This window comes from Pseudomonas sp. BN606 (genome assembly GCF_029873115.1).
Classification (GTDB): Bacteria; Pseudomonadota; Gammaproteobacteria; order Pseudomonadales; family Pseudomonadaceae; genus Metapseudomonas.
Genome location: NZ_SSOF01000077.1, coordinates 60,260 through 83,151 on the forward strand (window position 1 = coordinate 60,260; position 22,892 = coordinate 83,151).

Sequence of the window (22,892 nt, forward strand, 5' to 3'; positions counted from 1 at the left end):
CATTGTCCTGAGTCGAACAGCGCCCTGGCGGAACAGCGCGCTGACACGCTCGGGTTACCGGGAAGGCGAAGCGAACTTCGCGAATTTCTCTGTATCTGGCGATGCCAAATGCATGGAACTTGCCAGAACTTGGTTACCCGAGTTTGTCAGTTTGCGCAAGCAGACCGCAGAGAGTTCGCTGCAGCGGGAGTATGTCGCGAGCGTTTAGAAAAAGCGCCCTAACCTTGGGCGGTCAGGGCTGGATTGGGGCGCGGCCTGCACCGCTTCAGAGCATGAGCTTGACGACGGACTCATCCGGGTCGCGGGAGCGGCCGGCAGCTGCAAGCTCCTGCAGATAATCGCTCCACAGTTCTTGCTGGCGGGTGGCGAGTTCGTAGAGGTAGTCCCAGGTGAAGAGACCGCTGTCGTGACCGTCGTCGAAGGTCAATTTCAGGGCATAGTTGCCAGCCGGCTCAAGCTTGGTCAGGCCGACGTTCAGCTTGCCGTACTGGAGGATGGGCTTGCCGTGGCCCTGTACTTCCGCTGAGGGGGAATGCACGCGCAGGAACTCTGCGCTCAGCGTGTAGCTTTCATCCGGCCCGTACTTCAGCGTCAAGGTCCTGGAGGCCTTGTGCAGTTCGATACCGCTGGGGATGCGCATGTCGGGGTCTCCAAACGAAGATAGCCGGCGCGTGCCGGCTATCTTCAGTGTGCACCTGTCAGAGAATGTAGCGCGACAGGTCTTCGTCCTGGGCAAGCTCGCCGAGATGGCCGTTCACGTAGGCAGCATCAATGTGGATCGGCGTCTCGTCGTGTTGCGCGGCGAGGTCGCCAGCGCTGAAGGAAACCTCTTCCAGCAGGCGCTCGAGCAGGGTGTGCAGGCGACGGGCGCCGATGTTCTCGGTCTTCTCGTTGACCTGCCAGGCAATCTCGGCAAGACGTTTGATGCCGTCCGGGGCGAACTCGATGTTCAGGCCTTCGGTCTTCAGCAACGCGCTGTACTGTTCGGTCAGCGATGCATGGGGCTCGGTGAGGATGCGTTCGAAGTCTTCCGGCGACAGTGCCTTGAGCTCGACGCGGATCGGCAGGCGGCCCTGCAGTTCCGGCACCAGGTCGCTGGGCTTGGACAGGTGGAACGCGCCGGAGGCGATGAACAGGATGTGGTCGGTCTTCACCATGCCCAGCTTGGTGTTCACGGTGCAGCCTTCGATCAACGGCAGCAGATCGCGCTGCACGCCCTCGCGGGAGACATCGGCGCCGCCGACATTGCCGCGCTTGGCCACCTTGTCGATCTCATCGATGAAGACGATGCCGTTCTGTTCCACGGCTTCCAGCGCGGCGGCTTTCAGCTCGTCCTCGTTGACCAGGCGCGCTGCTTCTTCGTCGCGCACCAGCTTCATGGCTTCCTTGACCTTCAGCTTGCGGGCCTTGCGCTTGCCCTTGCCGAGGTTGGAGAAGAGGCTCTGCAGCTGGTTGGTCATTTCCTCCATGCCGGGCGGGGCCATGATTTCGACGCCGGCCGGGGACTCGGCAACTTCGATGTCGATTTCCTTGTCATCGAGTTGGCCTTCGCGCAGGCGCTTGCGGAACAGCTGGCGGGTGTTGGAATCCTCACGGGGCTGCTCGTCGCCGAAACCGGTGCGTGCCGGGGGCAGCAGGGCGTCGAGGATGCGATCTTCGGCGGCGTCTTCGGCGCGATAGCGCACGCGATGCATTTCCTGCTCGCGCATCATCTTCACGGCGGCGTCGGCCAGGTCGCGAATGATCGACTCGACGTCGCGGCCGACGTAGCCCACCTCGGTGAACTTGGTCGCTTCGACCTTGATGAAGGGCGCGTTGGCGAGCTTCGCCAGGCGGCGAGCGATCTCGGTCTTGCCGACGCCGGTCGGGCCGATCATCAGGATGTTCTTCGGCGTTACTTCGGCGCGCAGCTCGGCCGGCAGCTGCATGCGGCGCCAGCGGTTGCGCAAGGCGATGGCGACTGCGCGCTTGGCGTCGTCCTGGCCCACGATGTGGCGGTTGAGTTCGTGGACGATTTCGCGGGGCGTCATGGACATGAAAGTGGCTCCATTGCGGGACGGCGGCCTTACTCGGCGCTGTCCAGCTCCTCGATGGTCAGGTTCTGGTTGGTGAACACGCAAATGGAGCCGGCGATGTTCAGGGCGGTCTCGGTCACTTCGCGGGCGGACAGTTCGGTGTGTTGCAGCAGCGCCAGGGCAGCGGCCTGGGCGAATCCGCCGCCGGAGCCCATGGCGATCAGGCCCTGTTCGGGTTCGACCACGTCACCGTTGCCGGTGATGATCAGCGAGGCATCCTTGTTGGCCACGGCGAGCATGGCTTCCAGGCGACTCAGGGAGCGATCGGTGCGCCAGTCCTTGGCCAGCTCGACGGCGGCCCGGACGAGGTGGCCCTGATGTTTTTCCAGCTGGCCTTCGAAGCGCTCGAACAGGGTGAAGGCGTCAGCGGTGGCACCGGCGAAGCCGGCCAGGACCTGGCCGTGGTAAAGACGGCGGACCTTGCGGGCATTGCTTTTCATGACGGTGTTGCCGAGGGAAACCTGGCCGTCGCCGCCCATGACGACTTTGCCGTTGCGGCGGACTGAAACGATGGTGGTCAAGGGGAGAGTCTCCACGCAGCGGGGCGAAATGCCCGAATGGAAACTCAGATGGGGGGCCGTGCCCGGGTTTTCAACCGGGCACGGACGATTGGCAGACTGTTGAAGAACTACCTGCGTTGCCTGTGCTCGCTTTGAAACAGGCTGAAAATGCTCATTTACAACGCGTAAACTCCGCTTTCTCGCCTGTTTCTGCCTCGCATCGACTGCATCGCCGACGTTTTTCAACGAGCCGTCGGCAGCTCAACGGCTTTGGCGCTGCTGTAACAGCAAATTGCTGAATCCGCTGCCGGCCAGTTGCTTCTGCGCCGAGGCGAGTTGTTCGCGATTGGCGTAGGGCCCGACGAGGACGCGGTACCAGGTTTCCTCGCGAACGGTGCCGGATTCCACCTGGACATTCTGTCCGAGAAGGATGATCTGCGCTCGCACCCGGTCGGCGTCGTCGCGCTTGCGGAACGAGCCGGCCTGGAGGAAGAACTGATTGGTGACCGGCGCCTTGGCTACCACCGGCGGCGCGGGTGGCGGGGTCTCGCCGTTGAGAGCGGCCTGGGCACGCGCAGCGTCGATCTTCGCGGCTTCTTCCGGGGTAACCGGCTTCTGCTCCGGCGGCGTGGCTGGTGTCTCCTTGGGCACAGCTTCCGGCGGCACTATCACTTCTGATTCCGGCAACAGCGTGTAGAAGTCGTACTTTGGCTTCGCCGGCTCCTGGGGGGGCGGCGTTGTCGGCTTGCCCTGGACCTGGGCCTTGCCGACATCGCTGGCGGTCTTGCCGCTGGCGGCACCGGTCGCGGCCTGTTCGGGCTTGGTCCGGCGCACTTCGTCGCGGCCCGGCTCGAGCTGGTTCAGGAATACCACGAAACCACCGATGACCAGGCCGATGGCCAGCCAGACCCAGCCGGGCACCGGCTTCTTGGCCGGCGCCTGGTAGCGGCTGGCCCCGCGCTTGGGTGCAGCTTTTTTCTTCGCCATAGTCCGTTACATGCGTTCCAGGGTTTGCAGGCCGAGCAGCTCCAGGCCTTGCTTGAGGGTACGACCGGTCAGCGCAGCAAGGCGCAGGCGGCTCTGTTGGGTGGCCTGCTCTTCGGCACTGAGGATCGGGCAGTTCTCGTAGAAGCTGGAGAACAGGCCGGCCAGGTCGTAGAGGTAGGCGCAGAGGATGTGCGGTACGCCTTTCTCGGCAACGTTGCCCAGGGTGTCGGCGAACTGCGCCAGCTTGGCGGCCAGGGCCTGCTCCTGCTCGGCGGCGAGGATGATCTGGCCGTCGATCTCGGAGAAGTCCTTGCCCAGCTTGCGGAACACGCTGGCGACACGGGTGTATGCGTAGAGCAGGTAGGGAGCGGTGTTGCCCTCGAAGCTCAGCATCAGCTCGAAGTTGAAGCTGTAGTCGCTGGTGCGGTGCTTGGACAGATCCGCGTACTTCACAGCACCGATACCCACTGCCCGGGCGATCTGGCGCAGTTCGGCTTCTTCCAGGTCAGGGTTCTTGCCCTTCACCAGTTCATAGGCGCGCTGCTCGGCTTCGTCCAGCAGGTCGATGAGCTTGACGGTACCGCCGTCGCGAGTCTTGAACGGACGGCCGTCAGCACCGTTCATGGTGCCGAACCCCATGTGCTCCATCTCGAAGCTGGCGGGCACGAAACCGGCCAGGCGGGCGCAGGCGAAGACCATCTGGAAGTGCAGGGCCTGGCGCTGGTCAACGAAGTAGAGCGCGCGGTCGGCCTTGAGCACACCGCTGCGGTAGCGGGTCGCTGCCAGGTCGGTGGTGGCGTAGAGGTAACCACCGCCGGCCTTCTGCACGATCAGCGGCAGCGGGTTGCCTTCGGCATTCTTGAATTCGTCCATGAACACGCACAGCGCGCCGTCGCTCTCGGTGAGCAGGCCCTTGGCGCGCAGGTCGGCGACTACGTTTGCCAGATCGTCGTTGTAGGCGCTTTCGCCCTTCACGTCGGCCATGGTGAGTTTCACGCCCAGGCGGTCGTAGACGGCCTGGCAGTGGCTCAGGGAAATATCGTTGAAGCGGGTCCAGAGCTTCAGGCATTCGGGATCGCCGGCCTGGAGCTTGACCACCAGTTCGCGGGCACGGTCGGCGAACTCGGCGGACTCGTCGAAGCGCTTCTTGGCCGCCCGGTAGAACGACTCCAGATCGGACAGTTCGGCGTCGCTGCCGACCGGCTGTTCCTGCATGTAGGCCAGCAACATGCCGAACTGGGTGCCCCAGTCGCCCACGTGGTTCTGGCGGATCACGGTATCGCCGAGGAACTCCAGGACGCGTGCGACGCCGTCACCGATGATGGTGGAACGCAGGTGGCCGACGTGCATTTCCTTGGCGAGGTTCGGCGCAGACAGGTCGATGACTACGCGCTGTTGCGGACCATTCTTGCGCACGCCGAGACGGTCGTCGGCCAGTGCGGCTTCCAGGCGCTGGGCCAGCGCCTGGGTGTTCTGGAAGAAGTTGAGGAAGCCGGGGCCGGCGATCTCGACCTTGGCCACCTGATCGTCCTGGGGAAGGGCGTTGATCAGTTTTTCTGCCAGGTCGCGCGGCTTCATGCCGGCGGGTTTGGCCAGCATCATGGCGATGTTGCTGGCGAAGTCGCCGTGGCTCTTGTCCTTGGTGTTCTCCACCTGGATAGCCGGGCTGAGGCCTTCGGGCAGCACGCCCTCGCTGGCGAGACGGGTCAGGGCTTGCTGGATCAGCTGGCGAATGGTGTCTTTCATCTTCTGCTCTTCCGGCCGCCCATGGAGGGCTGGCGCTGGTTGAAAACTGTGCATTATCGGCGGGCTGCGGCCGCAGCTTCAAGTTTTAAGCTGCGGGCTGCAAGGACCAGTCGGCAATATCGGCTAGGTGGTCGTTCTAGAAGAGATCGATGGGGTCCACATCCAGCGACCAACGCACTGCACGGCCGCCGGGCAACTGCTCCAAGGCATGGCTCCACGGAGTTAGCAGCCGGTGCAGGGGTGCCCGGGCGTTGGCCTGCAGCAGCAATTGCGCCCGATAGCGCCCGGCACGTCGTTCCATGGGGGCGGGAACAGGGCCGAGAAGCTCGACGCCATTGAGGCCCATCTCGGCAAGCTGCTGCTCAGCTTCCACGCAGGCGCTGTCGAGGAATTCTTCCGCCTGGCCCGGCTTGTGCGCCTCAGCGCGCAGCAGGGCGAGGTGCGCGAAGGGCGGCAGGCCAGCGGCGCGGCGTTCGGAAAGGGCCTGGTCGGCAAAGGCGAAATAACCTTGCTCGGTAAGCTGCACCAGTAGCGGGTGCTCGGCCAAGTGGGTCTGGATGATCACTTTGCCCGGCTCCTCGGCGCGTCCAGCACGTCCGGCGACTTGGACGATGAGCTGGGCCATGCGCTCGCTGGCGCGGAAGTCCGCGGAGAACAGGCCGCCGTCGGCATCGAGGATTGCCACCAGCGTCACGCGCGGGAAGTGGTGTCCCTTGGCGAGCATCTGGGTGCCGACGAGGATGCAGGGTTCGCCGCGCTGGATGGTGGTGAACAGCTTGTCCATGGCGTCCTTGCGCGACGTGCTGTCGCGGTCGATACGCAATACCTGCGTCTTCGGGAAGAGGATCGCCAGGCGTTCTTCGGCGCGCTCGGTGCCAGCGCCAACCGGGCGCAGGTCGACCCGGCCACAATCGGGGCAGCAAGCTGGCTGGCGCTGAGTGTGGCCGCAATGATGACAGCGCAGTTCGTTGAACCTCTGGTGCAGGGTCATGCGCGCGTCGCAGCGCGGGCACTGGCTGATCCAGCCACAGTCATGGCACAGCAGGGTGGGCGCGAATCCGCGACGGTTGAGGAATACCAGCACCTGCTGGCCTGCCGCCAGGGTCTGGGCGATTGCCTGTTGCAGGGGCATGGAGATGCCGGAGTCCAGCGGCAGGCTCTTCACGTCCAGGCGAAGGAAACGTGGCTGCTTGGCACCGCCGGCACGCTGGGTCAGGCGCAGCAGGCCGTAGCGGCCGGCGTGGGCGTTCTGCAGGCTTTCCAGCGAGGGCGTGGCCGAGCCCAGCAGGATCGGGATGTTCTCCTGGCGGGCGCGCACAAGTGCCAGGTCACGAGCGTGATAGCGCAGTCCCTCCTGCTGTTTATAGGAAGCGTCGTGTTCCTCGTCGATGATGATCAGTCCCGGATTCTTCATTGGCGTGAACAGCGCCGAGCGCGTACCGATGATGATATCGGCCTCTCCATCACGGGCGGCCAGCCAGGCGTCCAGGCGTTCGCGGTCGTTCACTGCCGAGTGCAGCAGGGCGATTCGTGCATTGAAGCGGCGAGAAAAACGTTCGAGAGTCTGCGGACCGAGGTTGATTTCTGGAATCAGCACCAGAGCCTGTTTGCCGGCCTCAAGGGTCTGGCGGATCAGTTGCAGGTAGACCTCGGTCTTGCCGCTACCAGTGACGCCGGCCAGAAGCAGGGCATTGAAGCTGCCGAACGATGCATGCACTGCGTCGAAGGCGGCGCGTTGCTCTGGGTTGAGGGGCAGCTCCGGTTGTGCCAGTAACGGCCCGTGGCGTTCGCAGGGGGCATGGCGGCGCACTTCCACCCGGGCGAGGCCCTTCTCAAGCAGGATTTCCAGGCTGTCCTTGTTCAACTGCAGTTGCCCGAGCAGTTGGTGGGCAACGCCGTGGGGATGCTGGGCGAGGGTGGCGAGGGCCTGGCGCTGGCGTGGCGCGCGGGCCAGGCGTGGATCTTCGAGGCTGGCGCCGGGCGTCGCGTGCCAGAAACGCTCCTGACGGGCCTCTGCCGGCTCGCCCTGGCGCAGCAGAACCGGGAGTGCCCAACTGAGGGTGTCGCCAAGGCTGTGCTGGTAGTACTGGGCGGTCCATAGGCACAACTTGAACAACGCCGGCGGCAGCGGCGGGCGATTGTCGAGTAGCTCCAATGCAGGCTTGAGCTTATCGGCAGGAACCTCGCTCTTGTCGGCCAGCTCCACCAGGACGCCGATTATCTCGCGGCGGCCGAAGGGTACCCGCAAGCGCACGCCCGGTTGCAAGGCAGCGCGGGGTACGCCGGCGGGTGCCCGATAGTCGAACAGGCGGCGCAGCGGGGAGGGCAGCGCGAGGCGCAAGATGGGAGCGTCAGGCAAGCGGGGATCCTGTCGGAAAAGGCGCGATCTTAGCATGGTGCCGCACGACAGCCGGCGCGCAGGCAGGTTGCAACGCACACCCACTCTGGTATCATCCGCCGCCTGTTTCCGTGCGGTACTCGACATAGGGTCGGGTGGCGGCACGCCAGACCTGAGGATCAAGCAATGAAACCGGAAATCCATCCCGAGTACGTAGCGATCGAAGCTACTTGCAGCTGCGGCAACGTCATCAAGACCCGCTCCACCCTCGGTAAGAACATCAGCCTCGACGTATGCTCCGAGTGCCACCCGTTCTACACCGGCAAGCAGAAGGTCCTGGACACCGGCGGCCGTATCGATCGCTTCAAGCAGCGTTTCGGCGTATTCGGCACCAAGTAAGTGCCGAAATAGCCCGGGAAGGCCCGATGGCCATGTCCCCGCTGACGAAAAAGGCGCCTCTGACAGGCGCCTTTTTCTTTTTTCTGATCCTGAGTTTCTCCCTTCACGCCGCCTGCCCGGTTCCTAGGAACCTTCCTACCTACCAGGTCCGGAAAGTCGTCGATGGAGACACCCTGCGCCTGGTCGACGGACGAAGTGTTCGTCTGATCGGTCTGAATGCGCCAGAGTTGGCTCGCAAGGGACGGTCGGCTGAGCCTTACGCCACAACGGCACGCCAGCGACTCGCAGGTTTGGTGCAAGCCAGTGGCGGACGAGTAGCGCTTCGGTTGGGGCGCGAGTCGAAGGACCGTTACGGCCGCACTCTGGCGCATCTCTATGACAATCGCGGGCGCAATCTCGAAGAGCTCCTCCTCGCTGACGGGTTGGCGTTTCGTATCGCCATTGCCCCCAATGCAGCCCTGAATAATTGTCATGCGGCAGCTGAGCGATCGGCTCGTCGGGCTGGTCGTGGGCTTTGGCGTCACGCGCCTCAGCAAACACCCTGGCAGCTGAGGCGCGGCGGATTTGCGCTGGTGCAAGGACGAGTCGCCAGGGTTGAGCGCAACCGGGGCGGAATCTGGCTGGAGCTGGAAGGGCCGCTGGTGCTGCGGGTCGATCTCAAGCATCTGCGCCAGTTCGACGCCGCCGCGCTGCAACAGCTGGTGGGGCGGCGCGTAGAGGCACGGGGCTGGGTCATTGACCGTGCGCGCAACGGCGGCGTAAATACGAAGGTTTCCCGCTGGATGCTCCCCCTTACCCACAATGGAATGCTTGAGGTGATTCGATGAGATCCCCTGCGCTCGCCATGGCGCTGCTTCTCGCTTTTTCCCTGCTTGCTGGCTGTGCAGTCAACCCTGCCACCGGCAAGACCAATTTCGTGATGATGAGCGAACAGCAGGAGCTGGATCTCGGTCGTCGTTACAACCAGGAAATCGTCAAGCAGAACCCGCCCTATGCCGATGCAAAGCTGCAGGCCTATGTGCAGGAAGTAGGACGGCGCGTCGCCAGTCACAGCCATCGCAGCAGCATCCCCTACCACTTCACCCTGGTCGATTCGCCGGATATCAACGCTTTCGCCCTTCCGGGCGGCTACATCTATATCAATCGTGGCCTGCTTGCTTACCTGAACTCGGAAGCGGAACTCGCCGCGGTACTCGGGCATGAGGTGGGGCACGTCACGGCGCGGCACAGCGTGCAGCAGCAGAGTCAGTCCACCGCTTGGAACATCCTCGGGCAGGCGGTTGCAATCGGCACTGGCGTCGGTGCGGCCGGCGATCTGACCAATGTACTGGGGACTGCCTTCGTACGCGGATATGGTCGTGACATGGAGCTGGAGGCTGACGGCCTCGGCGCCCAGTATCTGGCGCGCAGCGGATACGACCCTCAAGCCATGATCGAAGTGGTGAAAGTGCTGAAGAACCAGGAGGAATTTGCTCGTGACCAGGCCCGACGCAAGGGCCAGGAGGCGCCTCCGTCGGGTTATCACGGCTTGTTCGATACCCATCCGGACAATGACACCCGGTTGCAGCAGGTGGTGGGGCCGGCCAGGTCACTGGCTGGCGGTAACCAGGTGGTGAACCGGGAGGTCTTTCTCAAGCACCTGGAGGGGCTGCCTTTCGGTGATTCGGCTGAAACCGGCGTACGTCGCGGGCAGGATTTCTATCACGCAGAGCTGGGCTTCACCTTCCATTTCCCCGATGGCTGGGGGCTGGTCAATCGTCCGGATGCGGTGATCAGTCATAGCGCCGACCAGCAGGCCTTCATCGCCATGACCCTTGACGGTAGCAAGCCCAGTTTGCCCCCCGCGGACTACCTCCGGCAGAAGGCCGGCAGTCAGCGTCTGTCCATGGAAGAGTCGCTGCAGCAGGACGGTCTCCAGGGCGCCACGGCAGTGCTGCCGGGCAATCCCGCGCGACGCGTGGCGGTGATCTACAAGGACGACAAGGCCTATCTTTTCGTTGGGGCGATCCGCAACAAGGCGTCCCTGGAAAGTGAGGATGACAAGTTCCTCTCGGTGATCCATAGCTTCCGTCCGATGAAGAAGGAAGAATTGGCTCTGGCCCAGCCGTTGCGCCTTCATCTGATCCAGGTGAAGTCCGGCCAGACCGTCGCCAGCCTGGCTCGGGAAAGCAAATTGCCGGGACCTCAAGCGGATCTGGAAAATCGTATCCGATTGCTTAATAATTTGTATCCAATTGGCGAGCCAAAGCCCGGAGACTGGCTAAAAGTCGTACGTTAGAGGGGTTGACGTGGAGTGACTGAACGGTCTTGTTAGCCCCCAGCATCTTGCGTATGCTCGCCCGTCACGTCTGTCACAAGCAAAAGCGGAAATGCCAAAATGTCTGATCTGAAAACGGCCGCTCTCGAATACCATGCCCAACCCCGCCCCGGGAAACTCAGCGTCGAGCTGACCAAGCCGACCGCCACCGCCCGCGACCTTTCGCTGGCCTACAGCCCGGGCGTCGCCGAGCCGGTACGCGAGATCGCGCGTGATCCCGAACTGGCCTACAAGTACACCGGCAAGGGTAACCTGGTAGCGGTCATTTCCGATGGCACTGCAATTCTCGGCCTGGGTAACCTCGGTCCGCTGGCTTCCAAGCCGGTAATGGAAGGCAAGGGCGTCCTGTTCAAGCGCTTCGCTGGCATCGACGTATTCGACATCGAAGTGGACGCTGAAAGCCCTCAAGCCTTCATCGACACCGTCAAGCGCATTTCCATCACCTTCGGTGGCATCAACCTCGAAGACATCAAGGCACCCGAGTGCTTCGAGATCGAACGCACACTGATCGAGCAGTGCGACATCCCGGTCTTCCACGACGACCAGCATGGCACCGCCATCGTGACTGCTGCCGGCATGCTCAACGCCCTGGAAATTGCTGGCAAGAACCTGGCTGAAGCCAAGATCGTCTGCCTCGGTGCCGGTGCGGCCGCCATCTCCTGCATGAAACTGCTGGTGAGCATGGGCGCCAAGGTCGAGAACATCTTCATGATCGACCGCAAGGGCGTGGTTCACGCCGGTCGCGACGATCTGAACCAGTACAAGGCCGTCTTCGCCCACGAAACCGACAAGCGCACCCTGTCCGAAGCTCTGGATGGTGCTGACGTGTTCGTTGGCCTTTCTGGCGCCAACCTGCTGAGCCCGGAAGACCTGAAGCGCATGGCGGCCAACCCGATCGTCTTCGCCTGCTCCAACCCGGACCCGGAAATCAAGCCGGAACTGGCTCACGAGACCCGCAACGACGTGATCATGGCCACCGGTCGTTCCGACTACCCCAACCAGGTCAACAACGTTCTGGGCTTCCCCTTCATCTTCCGCGGTGCCCTGGACGTGCGCGCCACTCGCATCAACGAAGAGATGAAGATCGCCGCTGCCCTGGCCCTGCGCGATCTGGCCAAACTGCCGGTGCCCAAGGACGTCTGCGACGCCTACAACGTGAGCTCTCTGGAGTTCGGTCGCGAGTACATCATTCCGAAACCCATGGACAAGCGTCTGATCACCGTCGTTTCCGACGCTGTGGCCAAGGCTGCCATCGAGTCCGGTGTGGCGACCCTGCCTTATCCGAAACACTATCCGCTGAAGTCGGTGGATGAAGTGTTCAACGGCTAAGCCGAGACGCAAAAAAAGCCCCGCCAATGCGGGGCTTTTTTATGCGTGCCTGTTTCTCAGAACAGGTCGATAGGCGCGGCTTCGTCGGCCGGCAGCGGGCTGCCGGGAATGGCCAGACCGGGCTCGAGTTCGCTCATAGGCGGTGGGGTGTCCTCGCTCTTGAACAGCTCGAAGAAGGCATCCGGCGTTCCGGGGCTGGCTGCGCGGCCGCTGAGTGGGTCGATGCGCAGCGTCAGCAGGCCGGCGGGCTCAGGCTGGACATGGGCTGGCTTGTCTTTCAGTGCGGCGCTCATGTAGTCCATCCAGATCGGAAGTGCGACGGTGCCGCCGTACTCATGTCGACCCAGGCTTTCCGGCTGGTCGAAGCCGACCCAGACGGTGGTCACGTAATCGGCGTTGTAGCCGGAGAACCAGCTGTCCTTCGATTCGTTGGTGGTCCCGGTCTTGCCGGCGATATCGCTACGCCCCATGGACAGGGCTCGGCGACCGGTGCCGCGCTTGATCACATCCTGCAGCATGCTGTTGAGGATGAATGTGGTGCGGGGGTCGATGATGCGCTCGGCCAAGGCCGGAGCCGGGCTCTGAGGTGCGGCCGCATCGGCGGAAGCGAGCAGGGTGTCTGGCGCTGCGGTGGATTGTGCGACCTCGCTAGCTTGCACTTCCCCCTCCGGAACCCGTGGCGGGTTGGCGACGAACAGGGTCTTGCCATCCCGACTCTCGATGCGCTCGATCAGATAGGGCTGAACCTTGTAACCGCCGTTGGCGAAAGTGCTCCAGCCGCCGGCGATTTCCAGCGGCGTGAGGTTGGCGGTGCCCAGGGCAAGGGACAGGTTGCGCGGCAGGTCATCCTTGTTGAAGCCGAAACGACTGACATAGTTCAGTGCGTAGTCGATCCCGACTGCCTGCAGAACACGGATTGATACCAGGTTGCGCGACTTGTACAGCGCTTCGCGCAGACGGATCGGGCCGAGGAAGGTGTTGTTGTCGTTCTTCGGACGCCAGGCTTCTTCCATGCCCGCCTCCTGGAAGACGATCGGGGCGTCGTTCACCAGGCTCGCGGCAGTGAAGCCGTTGTCGAGGGCGGCGGCATAAAGGAAGGGCTTGAAGCTGGAGCCCGGTTGGCGCTTGGCCTGGGCGGCGCGGTTGTAGTTGCTCTGTTCGAACGAGAAACCGCCGACCAGCGAACGAATGGCGCCGTCGTTCGGGTCCAGGGAAACCAGTGCGCTTTGCGCCGCGGGCAACTGGACGAAACGCAGACTGCCATCGGTCTGGCGCTGAACGCGGACCAGATCGCCAACTTGGGTTACGTCCGCGGGCTGCTGAGGGCGAGGGCCGAGGCTGTTGGTGTTGAGGAAGGGGCGGGCCCATTTCATGCTGTCCCAGCCCACTGCTTCTTCCTGGCCGCTGCGAGTCAGGACCAGGATGCCGCTCTTCTCTACCTGGGTAACGATGGCCGGTTCCAGGCCGCCCAGGGATTTCTGCTTGGCCAGTTCCTGCAGCCAGGTCTCCTTGGTCATGCCTGGCAGGCGGGTTTCGGGGCCGCGATAGCCGTGGCGCTGGTCATAGTCGATCAGGCCCTCGCGCAGGGCGGAGTTGGCGGCCTGCTGAAGGTCGCTGGGAACCGTGGTGGTGACCCGGAAACCTTCGGTATAGGCGTCGCTGCCATAGCGACCTACCATTTCGGCTCGGGCCATCTCTGCGATATAGGGAGCAGCGAGCTCCGGGGTCGGAACATGGTAGCTGGCGTCGATCGGCTCGTTGAGGGCCTGCTGGTAGCGGGCCTCGTCGATTCGTCCGAGCTTGTACATGCGGCCAAGAATCCAGTCGCGACGCTCTTTGCTGCGGGTCGGATTGACCAGCGGGTTGAAGCGGGAGGGTGCCTTGGGTAAGCCGGCGATCATGGCCATCTGCGCCAGGCTGATTTCGCGAATGGACTTGCCGTAATAGACCTGTGCGGCGGCCTCGATACCGTATGCACGGTTACCGAGGTAGATCTTGTTCACATAAAGTTCAAGAATTTCGTCTTTGCTGAGTTCCCGTTCAATTTGAAGGGCCAGCAATATTTCATTGATCTTGCGGGAGAAACTTCTTTCGCTGGTTAGGAAGTAGTTCTTCGCTACCTGCATGGTGATGGTGCTGCCGCCCGTCTGGATGTGGCCGGTCTTCAATAATTGCGTGGCAGCGCGCATCAGGCTGGTGAGGTCGACGCCATAATGGTTCGCGAAATTGTCGTCTTCGGCGGCTAGCAGCGCCTGGATGAAATCAGGCGGAATGTCGGCGAAACGCACCGGAGAACGGCGCATCTCGCCGAATTCGGCGATCAGCTTGCCGTCGCTGCTATATACGCGCAGCGGGATCTGGAGCTGAATTCGGCGCAGCGAGTCGACGGACGGAAGGCTGGGGCTAAGATAGAGGTAGGCGCCGCTGAAACTGAGCAATAGGCCACAGAAAACGGCAACGAAAGACCACCAGAAAAACTTCAGCAGGCGCATCAAGGCTTGTGGATTTCCAGACAAAAGAATGAGTTAAGCGAAAGGCGATGATAAAAGGCAAAAGCCGATCACATTATAAGCGTTTTTTTTCCGGGGGAGCCATTTGCGCTTCTGTCAAGACTGCTATTTAATGTGGAAAAACATAAATCGTCCGTAAGTCTCGGACGCTGATAGGAAATCGGTCGTGCTAGGGCTCTTCAATAAGAAAGCGAATTCGCTGTTGGGGATCGACATCAGCTCGACCTCAGTCAAGCTCCTTGAATTGAGTCGCTCGGGAAGCCGCTTCAAAGTGGAGTCCTATGCCGTCGAGCCACTCCCTCCAAATGCGGTTGTCGAAAAGAACATCGCGGAACTGGAGGGCGTTGGGCAGGCGCTTTCCCGCGTTGTCACCAAGGCGCGAACCGGGGTCAAGGCCGCTGCGGTCGCCGTGGCAGGCTCGGCCGTGATTACCAAGACCATCGAGATGGAAGCCGGTCTCTCCGATGATGATCTGGAGAATCAGCTGAAAATCGAGGCCGACCAATACATTCCCTATCCGTTGGAAGAAGTCGCCATCGACTTCGAGGTGCAAGGCGCCTCGGCTCGCAATCCGGAGCGGGTCGACGTACTTCTGGCTGCTTGCCGGAAGGAAAACGTCGAAGTACGTGAGGCAGCGCTTGCCCTGGCAGGACTTACGGCCAAGGTCGTCGATGTCGAGGCTTACGCGTTGGAACGCGCCTATTCACTGCTTTCGGCCCAGCTCGGTGATTCCCACGACGAACTTACCGTGGCGGTTGTTGACATCGGCGCCACCATGACGACCCTCAGCGTGCTGCACAACGGTCGTACCATTTATACGCGGGAGCAGCTTTTCGGTGGTCGCCAGTTGACCGAGGAGATTCAGCGTCGCTATGGGCTTTCGGTCGAGGAAGCTGGTCTTGCCAAGAAGCAAGGCGGTCTTCCGGATGACTACGACAGCGAGGTCCTTCAACCGTTCAAGGATGCCGTCGTCCAGCAGGTATCCCGATCGCTGCAGTTCTTCTTCGCCGCGGGCCAGTACAACGACGTGGACTACATCCTCCTGGCCGGCGGTACGGCCTCGATTCCTGATCTGGATCGCCTGATCCAGCAGAAGATCGGTACGCCGACCCTGGTTGCCAACCCCTTCGCCGACATGGCGCTGAGTAGCAAGGTCAATGCGGGTGCCCTGGCCAGCGATGCGCCTGCGCTGATGATTGCTTGCGGCTTGGCGATGAGGAGTTTCGACTGATGGCGCGCATCAACCTACTCCCTTGGCGTGAGCAGCTACGCGAGGAACGCAAACAGCGATTCCTGGTCGCGCTCGGGGCCATTCTGGCCCTGGGCGCTGGCGCAGTGTTCCTCGGCGACCAATACCTGAACAGCGCAATCGAGAACCAGCAGGCGCGCAACGACTTCGTGCGCAAGGAAATCGCTGTCCTGGACGCCAGGATCAAGGAAATCAGTGAGCTGAAGACTCGTCGTCAGCAGCTTCTCGAGCGGATGAAGATCATCCAGGACCTTCAGGGCAACCGGCCGATCATCGGTCGCGTATTCGATCAGTTGGTTCGGACGCTGCCTGATGGCGTCTTCTTCACGGGCGTGAAGATGACAGGCAAGAGCATCGCCATCGTTGGTGCGGCTGAGTCGAACAATCGGGTTTCCAACCTGATGCGCAACCTGGATGCCTCCGAGTGGCTGACCGCACCCAACCTCACCGGCGTCAAGGCGGTTACCGCTGGTGCGGTGGATCAGGCCAACGTATTCCAGTTGACTGTGCAGCAGACCCAGCCGGGCGCAGAGGAAGAAAACGGCAAGCCTGGTGCTGCGAACGCGAACACCGCCAATAAAGGAGCCGCGAAATGAGTTTCTCCGACTCCCTGGAAAGTCTGCGCAAGATCGATCTCGCCGATCTCGACGTCAACAACCTCGGCTCCTGGCCCATCGCGGTCAAGGTCATTGCCTGCATCTTGCTGCTGATTCTCGTGCTCGTGCTGGGTTACAACTTCCACCTCAAGGATCTCGAGCTCCAGTGGGACTCGAAGCGCGCAGAAGAAGCAACCTTGAAGGAACAGTTCGCTACCAAGGCGTTCCAGGCTGCCAACCTGGAAGCCTACAAGGAGCAGATGAAGGAGATGGAAACCTCCTTCGGTGCCTTGCTGCGCCAGCTGCCGAGCGACACCGAGGTGCCGGGTTTGCTGGAAGACATTACCCGTACCGGCCTGGGCAGTGGTCTCGAGTTCGAGGAAATCAAGCTGCTTCCGGAAGCGGCCCAGCAGTTTTATATCGAGCTGCCGATTCAGATTTCCGTAGTAGGCGGCTATCACGACCTGGCTACCTTCGTCAGTGGCGTGGCCAGCCTGCCGCGAATCGTGACTTTGCATGATTTTGAGATCAAGCCGGTTTCCGACGACAGCGGTTCCAAGCTGCGCATGTCGATCCTGGCCAAGACCTACCGTTACAACGACAAGGGGCTGCAGAAATGAGTAGTCCTCGCGCCCGACTGGTGCTCTGTGCCCTGATGCTGGCCGGCCTTTCCGGCTGTGGCGTCGGCAACGACTTTGGCGATCTACAGGCCTACATGGATGAAGTGCGCGCCCGACCCAAGGGCTCCATAGAACCCTTGCCGAAGTTCCAGCCTTACGAGGCGTTTACCTATAGCGCTGCCGCCTTGCGCAGCCCCTTCCAGCCGCCGATCAAGATCGACCTGGCAAAGCAGCAGAAGGGTTCGAAGGACATTCACCCGGATGAAACTAGGGTCAAGCAGTTCCTCGAAGGCTTCAATATCGAATCCTTCGAGATGGTGGGCACGTTGTCCAACGGCTCGGGGACCTTTGCCTTGGTCAGTGGCGCTGGAGGGGTGCACCGGGTCAAGGTTGGGGATTATCTGGGGCGCAACCATGGCCGTGTCGTCGATATCGACGAAGCTAAGGTCGACGTGATCGAGATCGTCCCGGACGGGGAAGGCGGATGGCTGGAGCGTCCACGTAGTCTCGCGCTCAGGGAGCGCTCTTGAGGGCGAGGTGAATCACCGATGAAGAATAACTACCGGTCTGCACAACGGAACCAGATGATGAAAAGCTCGCTATCGCGCCTTGGTATCACGCTATTGGCCGCCCTGCTGTCGCCAGCGCTATTGGCTGCGAACCTGCAGGCATTGGATGTCGCGGCTCTCCCAGGCGACAGGGTTGAACTCAAACTGGCATTCGACGAGCCCGTGACGGCTCCGCGTGGCTATACCATCGAGCAGCCTGCGCGTATCGCCCTGGATTTGCCAGGTGTGTCCAACAAGCTGGGTTCCAAGAACCGGGAATTGGGTGTAGGGAACGCTCGTAGCGTGACCGTGGTGGAAGCCAAGGATCGCACTCGCCTGATCATCAACCTGTCGACCCTGGTGCCCTATAGCACCCGTGTTGATGGCCGCAATCTCTATGTGCTGGTGGGCGATTCCGCGACTTCGTCTACAGCGCCTCGCCCCGTGGCATCCGCCCCGGCTCCCGTGGCCGCGCCCCTGACTGCTTCCCAGTCGGCCAAGAGCTACGCCAGTACTGGGCGTGCCATCGAGAATATCGACTTCCAGCGCGGCGAGCAGGGTGAGGGTAATGTGGTCATCACCCTGTCAGACCCCAGTGTCAGCCCGGATATCCAGGAACAGGGCGGAAAGATTCGCCTGGACTTCTCCAAGACTCAGATCCCTGAGCCGCTGCGCGTCCGTCTCGACGTGAAGGATTTTGCCACTCCGGTGCAGTTCGTCAGCGCTTCCGGCTCCGGCAGTAACGCCAGTATCAGTATCGAACCCACCGGGTACTACGACTACCTCGCCTACCAGACCGACAACAAACTGACCGTCAGTATCAAGCCGCTGACTCAGGATGACGTGGAAAAACGCAAGACTGAGCGTTTCGCCTACTCCGGCGAGAAGCTGTCTCTGAATTTCCAGGACATCGACGTTCGTTCCGTACTCCAACTGATCGCCGACTTCACCGACCTCAACCTGGTGGCGTCGGATACCGTTCAGGGGAACATCACCCTGCGGCTGCAGAACGTGCCTTGGGATCAGGCGCTGGATCTGGTCCTGAAGACCAAGGGCCTGGACAAGCGCAAAGTGGGTAACGTGTTGCTGGTCGCGCCTGCAGACGAGATCGCTGCCCGCGAACGCCAGGAACTGGAATCGCAGAAACAGATCGCTGAACTGGCTCCACTGCGTCGTGAGCTGATCCAGGTGAACTACGCCAAGGCCGCGGACATTGCCAAGCTGTTCCAGTCCGTCACCAGCGGTGACCCGAGTGCTGCCGGCGCTGATGAGCGCGGCTCCATTACTGTGGATGACCGCACCAACAGCATCATCGCCTATCAGACCCAGGACAAACTGGAAGAGCTGCGTCGTATCGTGACCCAGCTGGATATCCCGGTTCGCCAGGTAATGATCGAAGCGCGCATCGTCGAAGCCAACGTCGACTACGACAAGGCGCTTGGCGTCAACTGGCGTGGTGCGAGCATTGGCGACAACAACTTCGTCATCGGTGGTGGTGGTGCCGGCCGTCCGGCTGCCAACCAGGCTGGCAACGTGAACCTGGCGAGCGCGCCCTTCGTCGATCTGGGCGCTACTGACGCAACCTCGAGCATCGGCATCGGCTTTATTACCGACAACACGATCCTCGACCTTGAGCTGTCGGCGATGGAGAAGACCGGTAACGGCGAAATCGTATCGCAGCCGAAGGTGGTCACCTCCGACAAGGAAACCGCGAAGATCCTCAAAGGCCAGGAAGTGCCTTATCAGGAAGCCAGCTCCAGCGGCGCCACCAGCACCTCCTTCAAGGAAGCGGCCCTTTCCCTGGAAGTGACTCCGCAGATCACCCCGGACAACCGCATCATCATGGAGGTCAAGGTCACCAAGGACGCTCCGGACTTCGCCAACGCCCTGAACGGTGTACCGCCGATCAACAAGAACGAGGTAAACGCCAAGGTACTGGTCAATGATGGTGAAACCATCGTGATAGGTGGGGTATTCTCCAACACCCAAACCAAGGCGGTGGACAAGGTGCCCTTCCTCGGCGACCTGCCCTTCCTCGGCCGCATGTTCCGTCGCGACGTGGTTCAGGACAAGAAATCCGAGCTCCTGGTATTCCTCACTCCCCGCATTATGAATAACCAGGCCATTGCGGTGAGTCGCTGATATCGGTGCGAAATTTGATTCTGATTGGCCCGATGGGAGCAGGAAAAAGCACCATCGGGCGTTTGCTTGCTAAAGAACTGCGACTTCCCTTCAAGGACTCCGATAAGGAAATCGAACAGCGCACTGGAGCGGATATCCCATGGATATTCGACGTCGAAGGCGAGCAGGGTTTTCGCGATCGCGAACAGTCGATGATCGAGGAGCTCTGCGGTCATGACGGCGTCGTTTTGGCGACTGGCGGTGGCGCGGTTCTGCGTCCGGCCAATCGCCAGGCTCTGCGTGGCGGTGGTCGGGTCGTCTATCTGCACACCTCGGTGGAGCAGCAGATCGAGCGCACCTCGCGTGATCGTAATCGACCGTTGTTGCGGTCAGCCGATCCGGGCAAGGTGCTGCGCGACCTGATGGCCATTCGCGATCCGCTCTACCGGGAGATCGCTGACATCATCATCGAAACCGATGAGCGGCCGCCGCGCATGGTGGTTCAAGAAATACTGGCGCGCCTACAGGCACTCCCGCCCCGTTAAAGCGCGGGCGGAACTGCGCTATCCTTTAGCCCTTTTTATATCGGGGGCCCCATGCGGACACTTCAGGTCGATCTTGGCGAGCGTAGCTATCCCATCCATATTGGTTCCGGGCTGCTATCGCGTCCGGAGCTTTTCACGCCGCACATCGCCGGTCGCAAGGTGGCCATCGTCACCAACGAGACCGTGGCGCCCCTCTATCTTGAAAAGCTGACCCAGACCTTGCAGGGCTACTCGGTCCTGCCGGTGGTATTGCCCGACGGCGAGGCGCACAAGAACTGGGAAACCTTGCAGCTGATCTTCGACGCTCTGCTGGGTGATCGCCATGATCGCCGCACTACTGTGATCGCCCTGGGGGGCGGGGTTATTGGCGACATGGCCGGCTTTGCCGCCGCGTGCTACCAGCGTGGCGTGGACTTCATCCAGGTGCCTACGACGCTGCTGTCTCAGGTGGACTCCTCGGTTGGCGGCAAGACCGGGATCAACCATCCGCTGGGCAAGAACATGGTGGGTGCGTTCTACCAGCCCAAGGCGGTGATCATCGATACGGACAGCCTGCGCACGCTGCCGGAGCGCGAGTTGTCTGCCGGACTGGCCGAAGTGATCAAGTACGGCCTGATCTGCGACGAACCTTTCCTGCCGTGGCTGGAAGGGAAGATGACTGCCCTGCGCGGTCTCGACGCCGGCAGTTTGACCGAGGCCATCGAGCGCTCCTGTGCCGCCAAAGCGCGGGTGGTGGGCGTGGATGAGCGTGAGTCCGGGCTGCGCGCCATCCTCAACCTGGGCCACACCTTTGGTCACGCCATCGAGACCCATATGGGTTATGGTGCCTGGCTGCATGGCGAGGCGGTATCCGCGGGTACCGTCATGGCCCTGGAGATGTCCAGCCGTCTGGGCTGGATTTCCACCGACGAGCGCGACGCGGCGATTCGCTTGCTGCGCAGTGCCGGCTTGCCGGTCGTACCGCCAATGGACATGACGCCGGAACATTTCCTCCAGCACATGGCCGTAGACAAGAAGGTACTCGATGGCCAATTGCGCCTGGTGCTGTTGCGCCGGATTGGTGATGCCGTCGTGACTGCCGATTATTCGCGTGACGTGCTCGAGGCCACCCTGGCCGCCGACTATCGCGCCCTGGCCGACAAGCTTGGAGAGTAAAGGATTCCCATGAGCAGCCTGCACGCCGACGAGGCCTACCTAGGTCACTACCAGTTCACCCATGACCCGTTCGCGGCGCGGGTGCCTGGCTTCAAGTTCTTTCCGGCCCAGCGCAAGCCGGTGCTGGGTCAACTGCACCACCTGGCGCGCTACAGCCAGTTGATGCTGGTGGTGAGCGGCCCCCATGGCAGTGGCAAGACTCTGCTGCGTCAGGCCCTCGTGGCGAGCACCAATAAGCAAGCGGTTCAGAGTCTGGTGGTTTCGGCGCGTAATTCGGTCGAGGCTGGCGGAATGCTGCGCCAGATCGCTCAGGGACTGAGCGTTGCGCAGGCTGATGTACGCTCCATTCTTGCCCAGGTCGGCCAGCTTGCCCTGACCGGTCAGGAGGTCTACCTCCTCGTGGACGACGCGGAGGAACTGGACGACGCCTCCCTGGAAAACCTGCTGTCCCTTGCCGAGGGCAATGTCGAAGCGCGCACTCACGTTTTCCTGTTCGGCGAGGACTCCCTGCTTGCGCGCCTGGATGCGCTGGTTGAGGGCGAGGAGCGATTCCATGTAATCGAGCTGCAGCCCTATGGCCCGGAAGAAACTCGCGAGTACCTCGCCCAGCGCCTGGAAGGTGCGGGACGCGGGATCGAGTTGCTCAGCGATGAGCAGGTGGAAGAAATTCATCTGCAGTCCGGCGGCTGGCCGGGTTCGATCAACCAGGTTGCGCGCGATCTCATGATCGAAACCATGCTCGCAGAGCGCGGAGCTTCGCGGAAATCCACTGGTGGCTTCAGTCTGCCGAAGAAGCACCTGCTCGCCCTGGCCGTGGTCGGGGTCGGTGTGATTGCTGCCTGGATGATGCAGGGTCGCAACGAAAGTACCGCTGAGACTGCATCCGCCACTGCCCAATTGCCCTTGGGGCAGGCGCCTGCCGGTCAGGCGGCCAGTGGTGGGGATGCCGGCTCGCCAGCCGTAGAGTTCGCGGGTTCCTCGCAGCCGCTGCCGTTGCCGTTGGTGGGCGAGGCCCAGCCGGTGATTCGTGAGCCGTTGGCCCAGGCTGCTGGTCAGGGTGAGCCGGAAGACAGCCCGGCGCCTGAAGGGGGTGCCAGCCTACCGCCTACGGTCACCACCACTGCGCCGCCGCAGGGCGCGACCGCTGGCCCGGCACCGACTGCGCCTGTGGAGCCCATCGCGTCGGCGCAGCCATTGCCCACGCCGGCCCAGCCCATTGCTGCGGTCCCTGCCGCTCCGGTAGCTGCGCCCAAACCGGCTGCCCCTGCATCGGCATCGGCTACCGCGCCGGCCGCCGCAACTAAGCCTGCCGCTGCTGCCAAACCAGCTGTTGTTCCTGCTCAGGCTGCTGCCAAGCCGGCTGAGAAGCCTGCGCCTGCGCCAACGGCGGCTGCATCGACCGGCGGTGCTGCGGGCAATGGCTGGTACAGTGGCCAGACGGGCAGCCATTTCGCTCTGCAGGTGCTCGGTACCAGTTCGGAAAATAGCGCCAAGGCCTTCGTTCAGCAGAATGGGGGGCAGTACCGCTATTTCAAGAAGCAACACCAGGGCAAGACGCTTTACGTCGTAACCTACGGCAGCTTCCCAAGCCGAACCGCAGCACAGGCTGCGATCAAATCTTTGCCGGCCAAGGTTCAGGCTGGTAAACCCTGGCCGAAGACTTTCGCCAGCATCAAGCAGGAAATGGCTCGCTAGTATTCTGCGAGCCTGATCCCCCGCCTTTTGACTGGGCGGTCGCTAGCACGACCTCCCGGTTCATTCATTCATTTTTGCGACATTGGCTTTCATTGATTGGTCGCGAAGATTTGTGATCGACCAATGGGCTATGTACAATGACCTCCCTTTGCCCTACGCAAA

General features: G+C 62.0%; 19 protein-coding genes. 12 read left to right on the plus strand and 7 right to left on the minus strand.

Going from position 1 to position 22,892, the window contains the following annotated elements; genetic code table 11:
• Window positions 1–265: 265 nt before the first annotated feature.
• The 6 genes from E8E75_RS19320 to E8E75_RS19345 all read right to left on the minus strand — a co-directional run bounded on the left by E8E75_RS19320 (window position 266) and on the right by E8E75_RS19345 (window position 7,703).
• Window positions 266–640, minus strand: coding sequence for a DUF971 domain-containing protein (locus E8E75_RS19320; protein ID WP_153918169.1), 375 nt, complete (start codon window positions 638–640; stop codon window positions 266–268).
• A 58-nt stretch (window positions 641–698) separates the two neighbouring features.
• A complete protein-coding gene (gene hslU / locus E8E75_RS19325) occupies window positions 699–2,036 on the minus strand; it encodes an HslU--HslV peptidase ATPase subunit (RefSeq protein ID WP_153918167.1) in 1,338 nt (445 codons plus the stop codon).
• A 29-nt stretch (window positions 2,037–2,065) separates the two neighbouring features.
• Window positions 2,066–2,596, minus strand: a complete 531-nt coding sequence (gene hslV, locus E8E75_RS19330; protein ID WP_069086003.1) for an ATP-dependent protease subunit HslV — start codon at window positions 2,594–2,596, stop codon at window positions 2,066–2,068.
• Window positions 2,597–2,836: 240 nt separating this feature from the next.
• Window positions 2,837–3,562: an SPOR domain-containing protein gene (locus E8E75_RS19335; protein ID WP_120654159.1), complete on the minus strand. Its 726-nt coding sequence runs from the start codon at window positions 3,560–3,562 to the stop codon at window positions 2,837–2,839.
• Between the two features lie 6 nt (window positions 3,563–3,568).
• A complete protein-coding gene (gene argS, locus E8E75_RS19340) occupies window positions 3,569–5,308 on the minus strand; it encodes an arginine--tRNA ligase (RefSeq protein ID WP_153918166.1) in 1,740 nt (579 codons plus the stop codon).
• 136 nt (window positions 5,309–5,444) lie between these two features.
• Complete coding sequence (locus tag E8E75_RS19345) at window positions 5,445–7,703, minus strand: primosomal protein N' (protein ID WP_178123457.1); 2,259 nt, start codon at window positions 7,701–7,703, stop codon at window positions 5,445–5,447.
• 129 nt (window positions 7,704–7,832) lie between these two features.
• Here E8E75_RS19345 and rpmE point away from each other — a divergent pair, with 129 nt between their 5' ends.
• From rpmE to E8E75_RS19365, 4 genes are all read left to right on the plus strand, one after another.
• Complete coding sequence (gene rpmE / locus E8E75_RS19350) at window positions 7,833–8,045, plus strand: 50S ribosomal protein L31 (RefSeq protein ID WP_028629801.1); 213 nt, start codon at window positions 7,833–7,835, stop codon at window positions 8,043–8,045.
• A 26-nt stretch (window positions 8,046–8,071) separates the two neighbouring features.
• Window positions 8,072–8,872: a thermonuclease family protein gene (locus E8E75_RS19355; protein WP_153918163.1), complete on the plus strand. Its 801-nt coding sequence runs from the start codon at window positions 8,072–8,074 to the stop codon at window positions 8,870–8,872.
• On the plus strand, window positions 8,869–10,323 hold the full coding sequence (locus E8E75_RS19360; RefSeq protein ID WP_120654163.1) for a M48 family metalloprotease: 1,455 nt from the start codon (window positions 8,869–8,871) through the stop codon (window positions 10,321–10,323). Before E8E75_RS19355 ends, E8E75_RS19360 begins: the two co-directional genes overlap by 4 nt.
• Before the next feature lie 99 nt (window positions 10,324–10,422).
• Window positions 10,423–11,691: a malic enzyme-like NAD(P)-binding protein gene (locus E8E75_RS19365; protein WP_120654164.1), complete on the plus strand. Its 1,269-nt coding sequence runs from the start codon at window positions 10,423–10,425 to the stop codon at window positions 11,689–11,691.
• A 56-nt stretch (window positions 11,692–11,747) separates the two neighbouring features.
• Here the strand turns inward: E8E75_RS19365 and E8E75_RS19370 are convergent, their stop codons facing one another.
• A complete protein-coding gene (locus tag E8E75_RS19370) occupies window positions 11,748–14,183 on the minus strand; it encodes a penicillin-binding protein 1A (RefSeq protein WP_162945865.1) in 2,436 nt (811 codons plus the stop codon).
• A gap of 184 nt (window positions 14,184–14,367) precedes the next feature.
• Here E8E75_RS19370 and E8E75_RS19375 point away from each other — a divergent pair, with 184 nt between their 5' ends.
• From E8E75_RS19375 to E8E75_RS19410, 8 genes are read left to right on the plus strand one after another with little or no spacing between them, the layout of a single operon-like run.
• The gene (locus E8E75_RS19375) at window positions 14,368–15,432 is read left to right on the plus strand and encodes a pilus assembly protein PilM (RefSeq protein WP_120654166.1); all 1,065 of its coding nucleotides are present in this window, start codon (window positions 14,368–14,370) and stop codon (window positions 15,430–15,432) included.
• Entirely contained in the window at window positions 15,432–16,046 is a 615-nt protein-coding gene (pilN, locus tag E8E75_RS19380; protein ID WP_153918161.1) for a type 4a pilus biogenesis protein PilN, read from the plus strand. Before E8E75_RS19375 ends, pilN begins: the two co-directional genes overlap by 1 nt.
• Window positions 16,043–16,666 carry a type 4a pilus biogenesis protein PilO gene (pilO, locus tag E8E75_RS19385; RefSeq protein ID WP_120654168.1) on the plus strand — a complete coding sequence of 208 codons (624 nt, stop codon included), beginning with the start codon at window positions 16,043–16,045 and terminating at the stop codon, window positions 16,664–16,666. Before pilN ends, pilO begins: the two co-directional genes overlap by 4 nt.
• On the plus strand, window positions 16,663–17,196 hold the full coding sequence (gene pilP / locus E8E75_RS19390) for a type 4a pilus biogenesis lipoprotein PilP (protein WP_120654169.1): 534 nt from the start codon (window positions 16,663–16,665) through the stop codon (window positions 17,194–17,196). Before pilO ends, pilP begins: the two co-directional genes overlap by 4 nt.
• Window positions 17,197–17,253: 57 nt before the next feature.
• Window positions 17,254–19,356 (plus strand): type IV pilus secretin PilQ, encoded by a 2,103-nt coding sequence (gene pilQ, locus E8E75_RS19395; RefSeq protein ID WP_153918159.1) that lies wholly within the window; start codon window positions 17,254–17,256, stop codon window positions 19,354–19,356.
• A gap of 5 nt (window positions 19,357–19,361) precedes the next feature.
• On the plus strand, window positions 19,362–19,880 hold the full coding sequence (gene aroK, locus E8E75_RS19400) for a shikimate kinase AroK (RefSeq protein WP_077524753.1): 519 nt from the start codon (window positions 19,362–19,364) through the stop codon (window positions 19,878–19,880).
• Window positions 19,881–19,931: 51 nt separating this feature from the next.
• Window positions 19,932–21,035, plus strand: a complete 1,104-nt coding sequence (gene aroB, locus E8E75_RS19405; RefSeq protein WP_120654171.1) for a 3-dehydroquinate synthase — start codon at window positions 19,932–19,934, stop codon at window positions 21,033–21,035.
• Window positions 21,036–21,044: 9 nt separating this feature from the next.
• Entirely contained in the window at window positions 21,045–22,730 is a 1,686-nt protein-coding gene (locus E8E75_RS19410; RefSeq protein WP_120654172.1) for an AAA family ATPase, read from the plus strand.
• Window positions 22,731–22,892 lie beyond the last annotated feature (162 nt).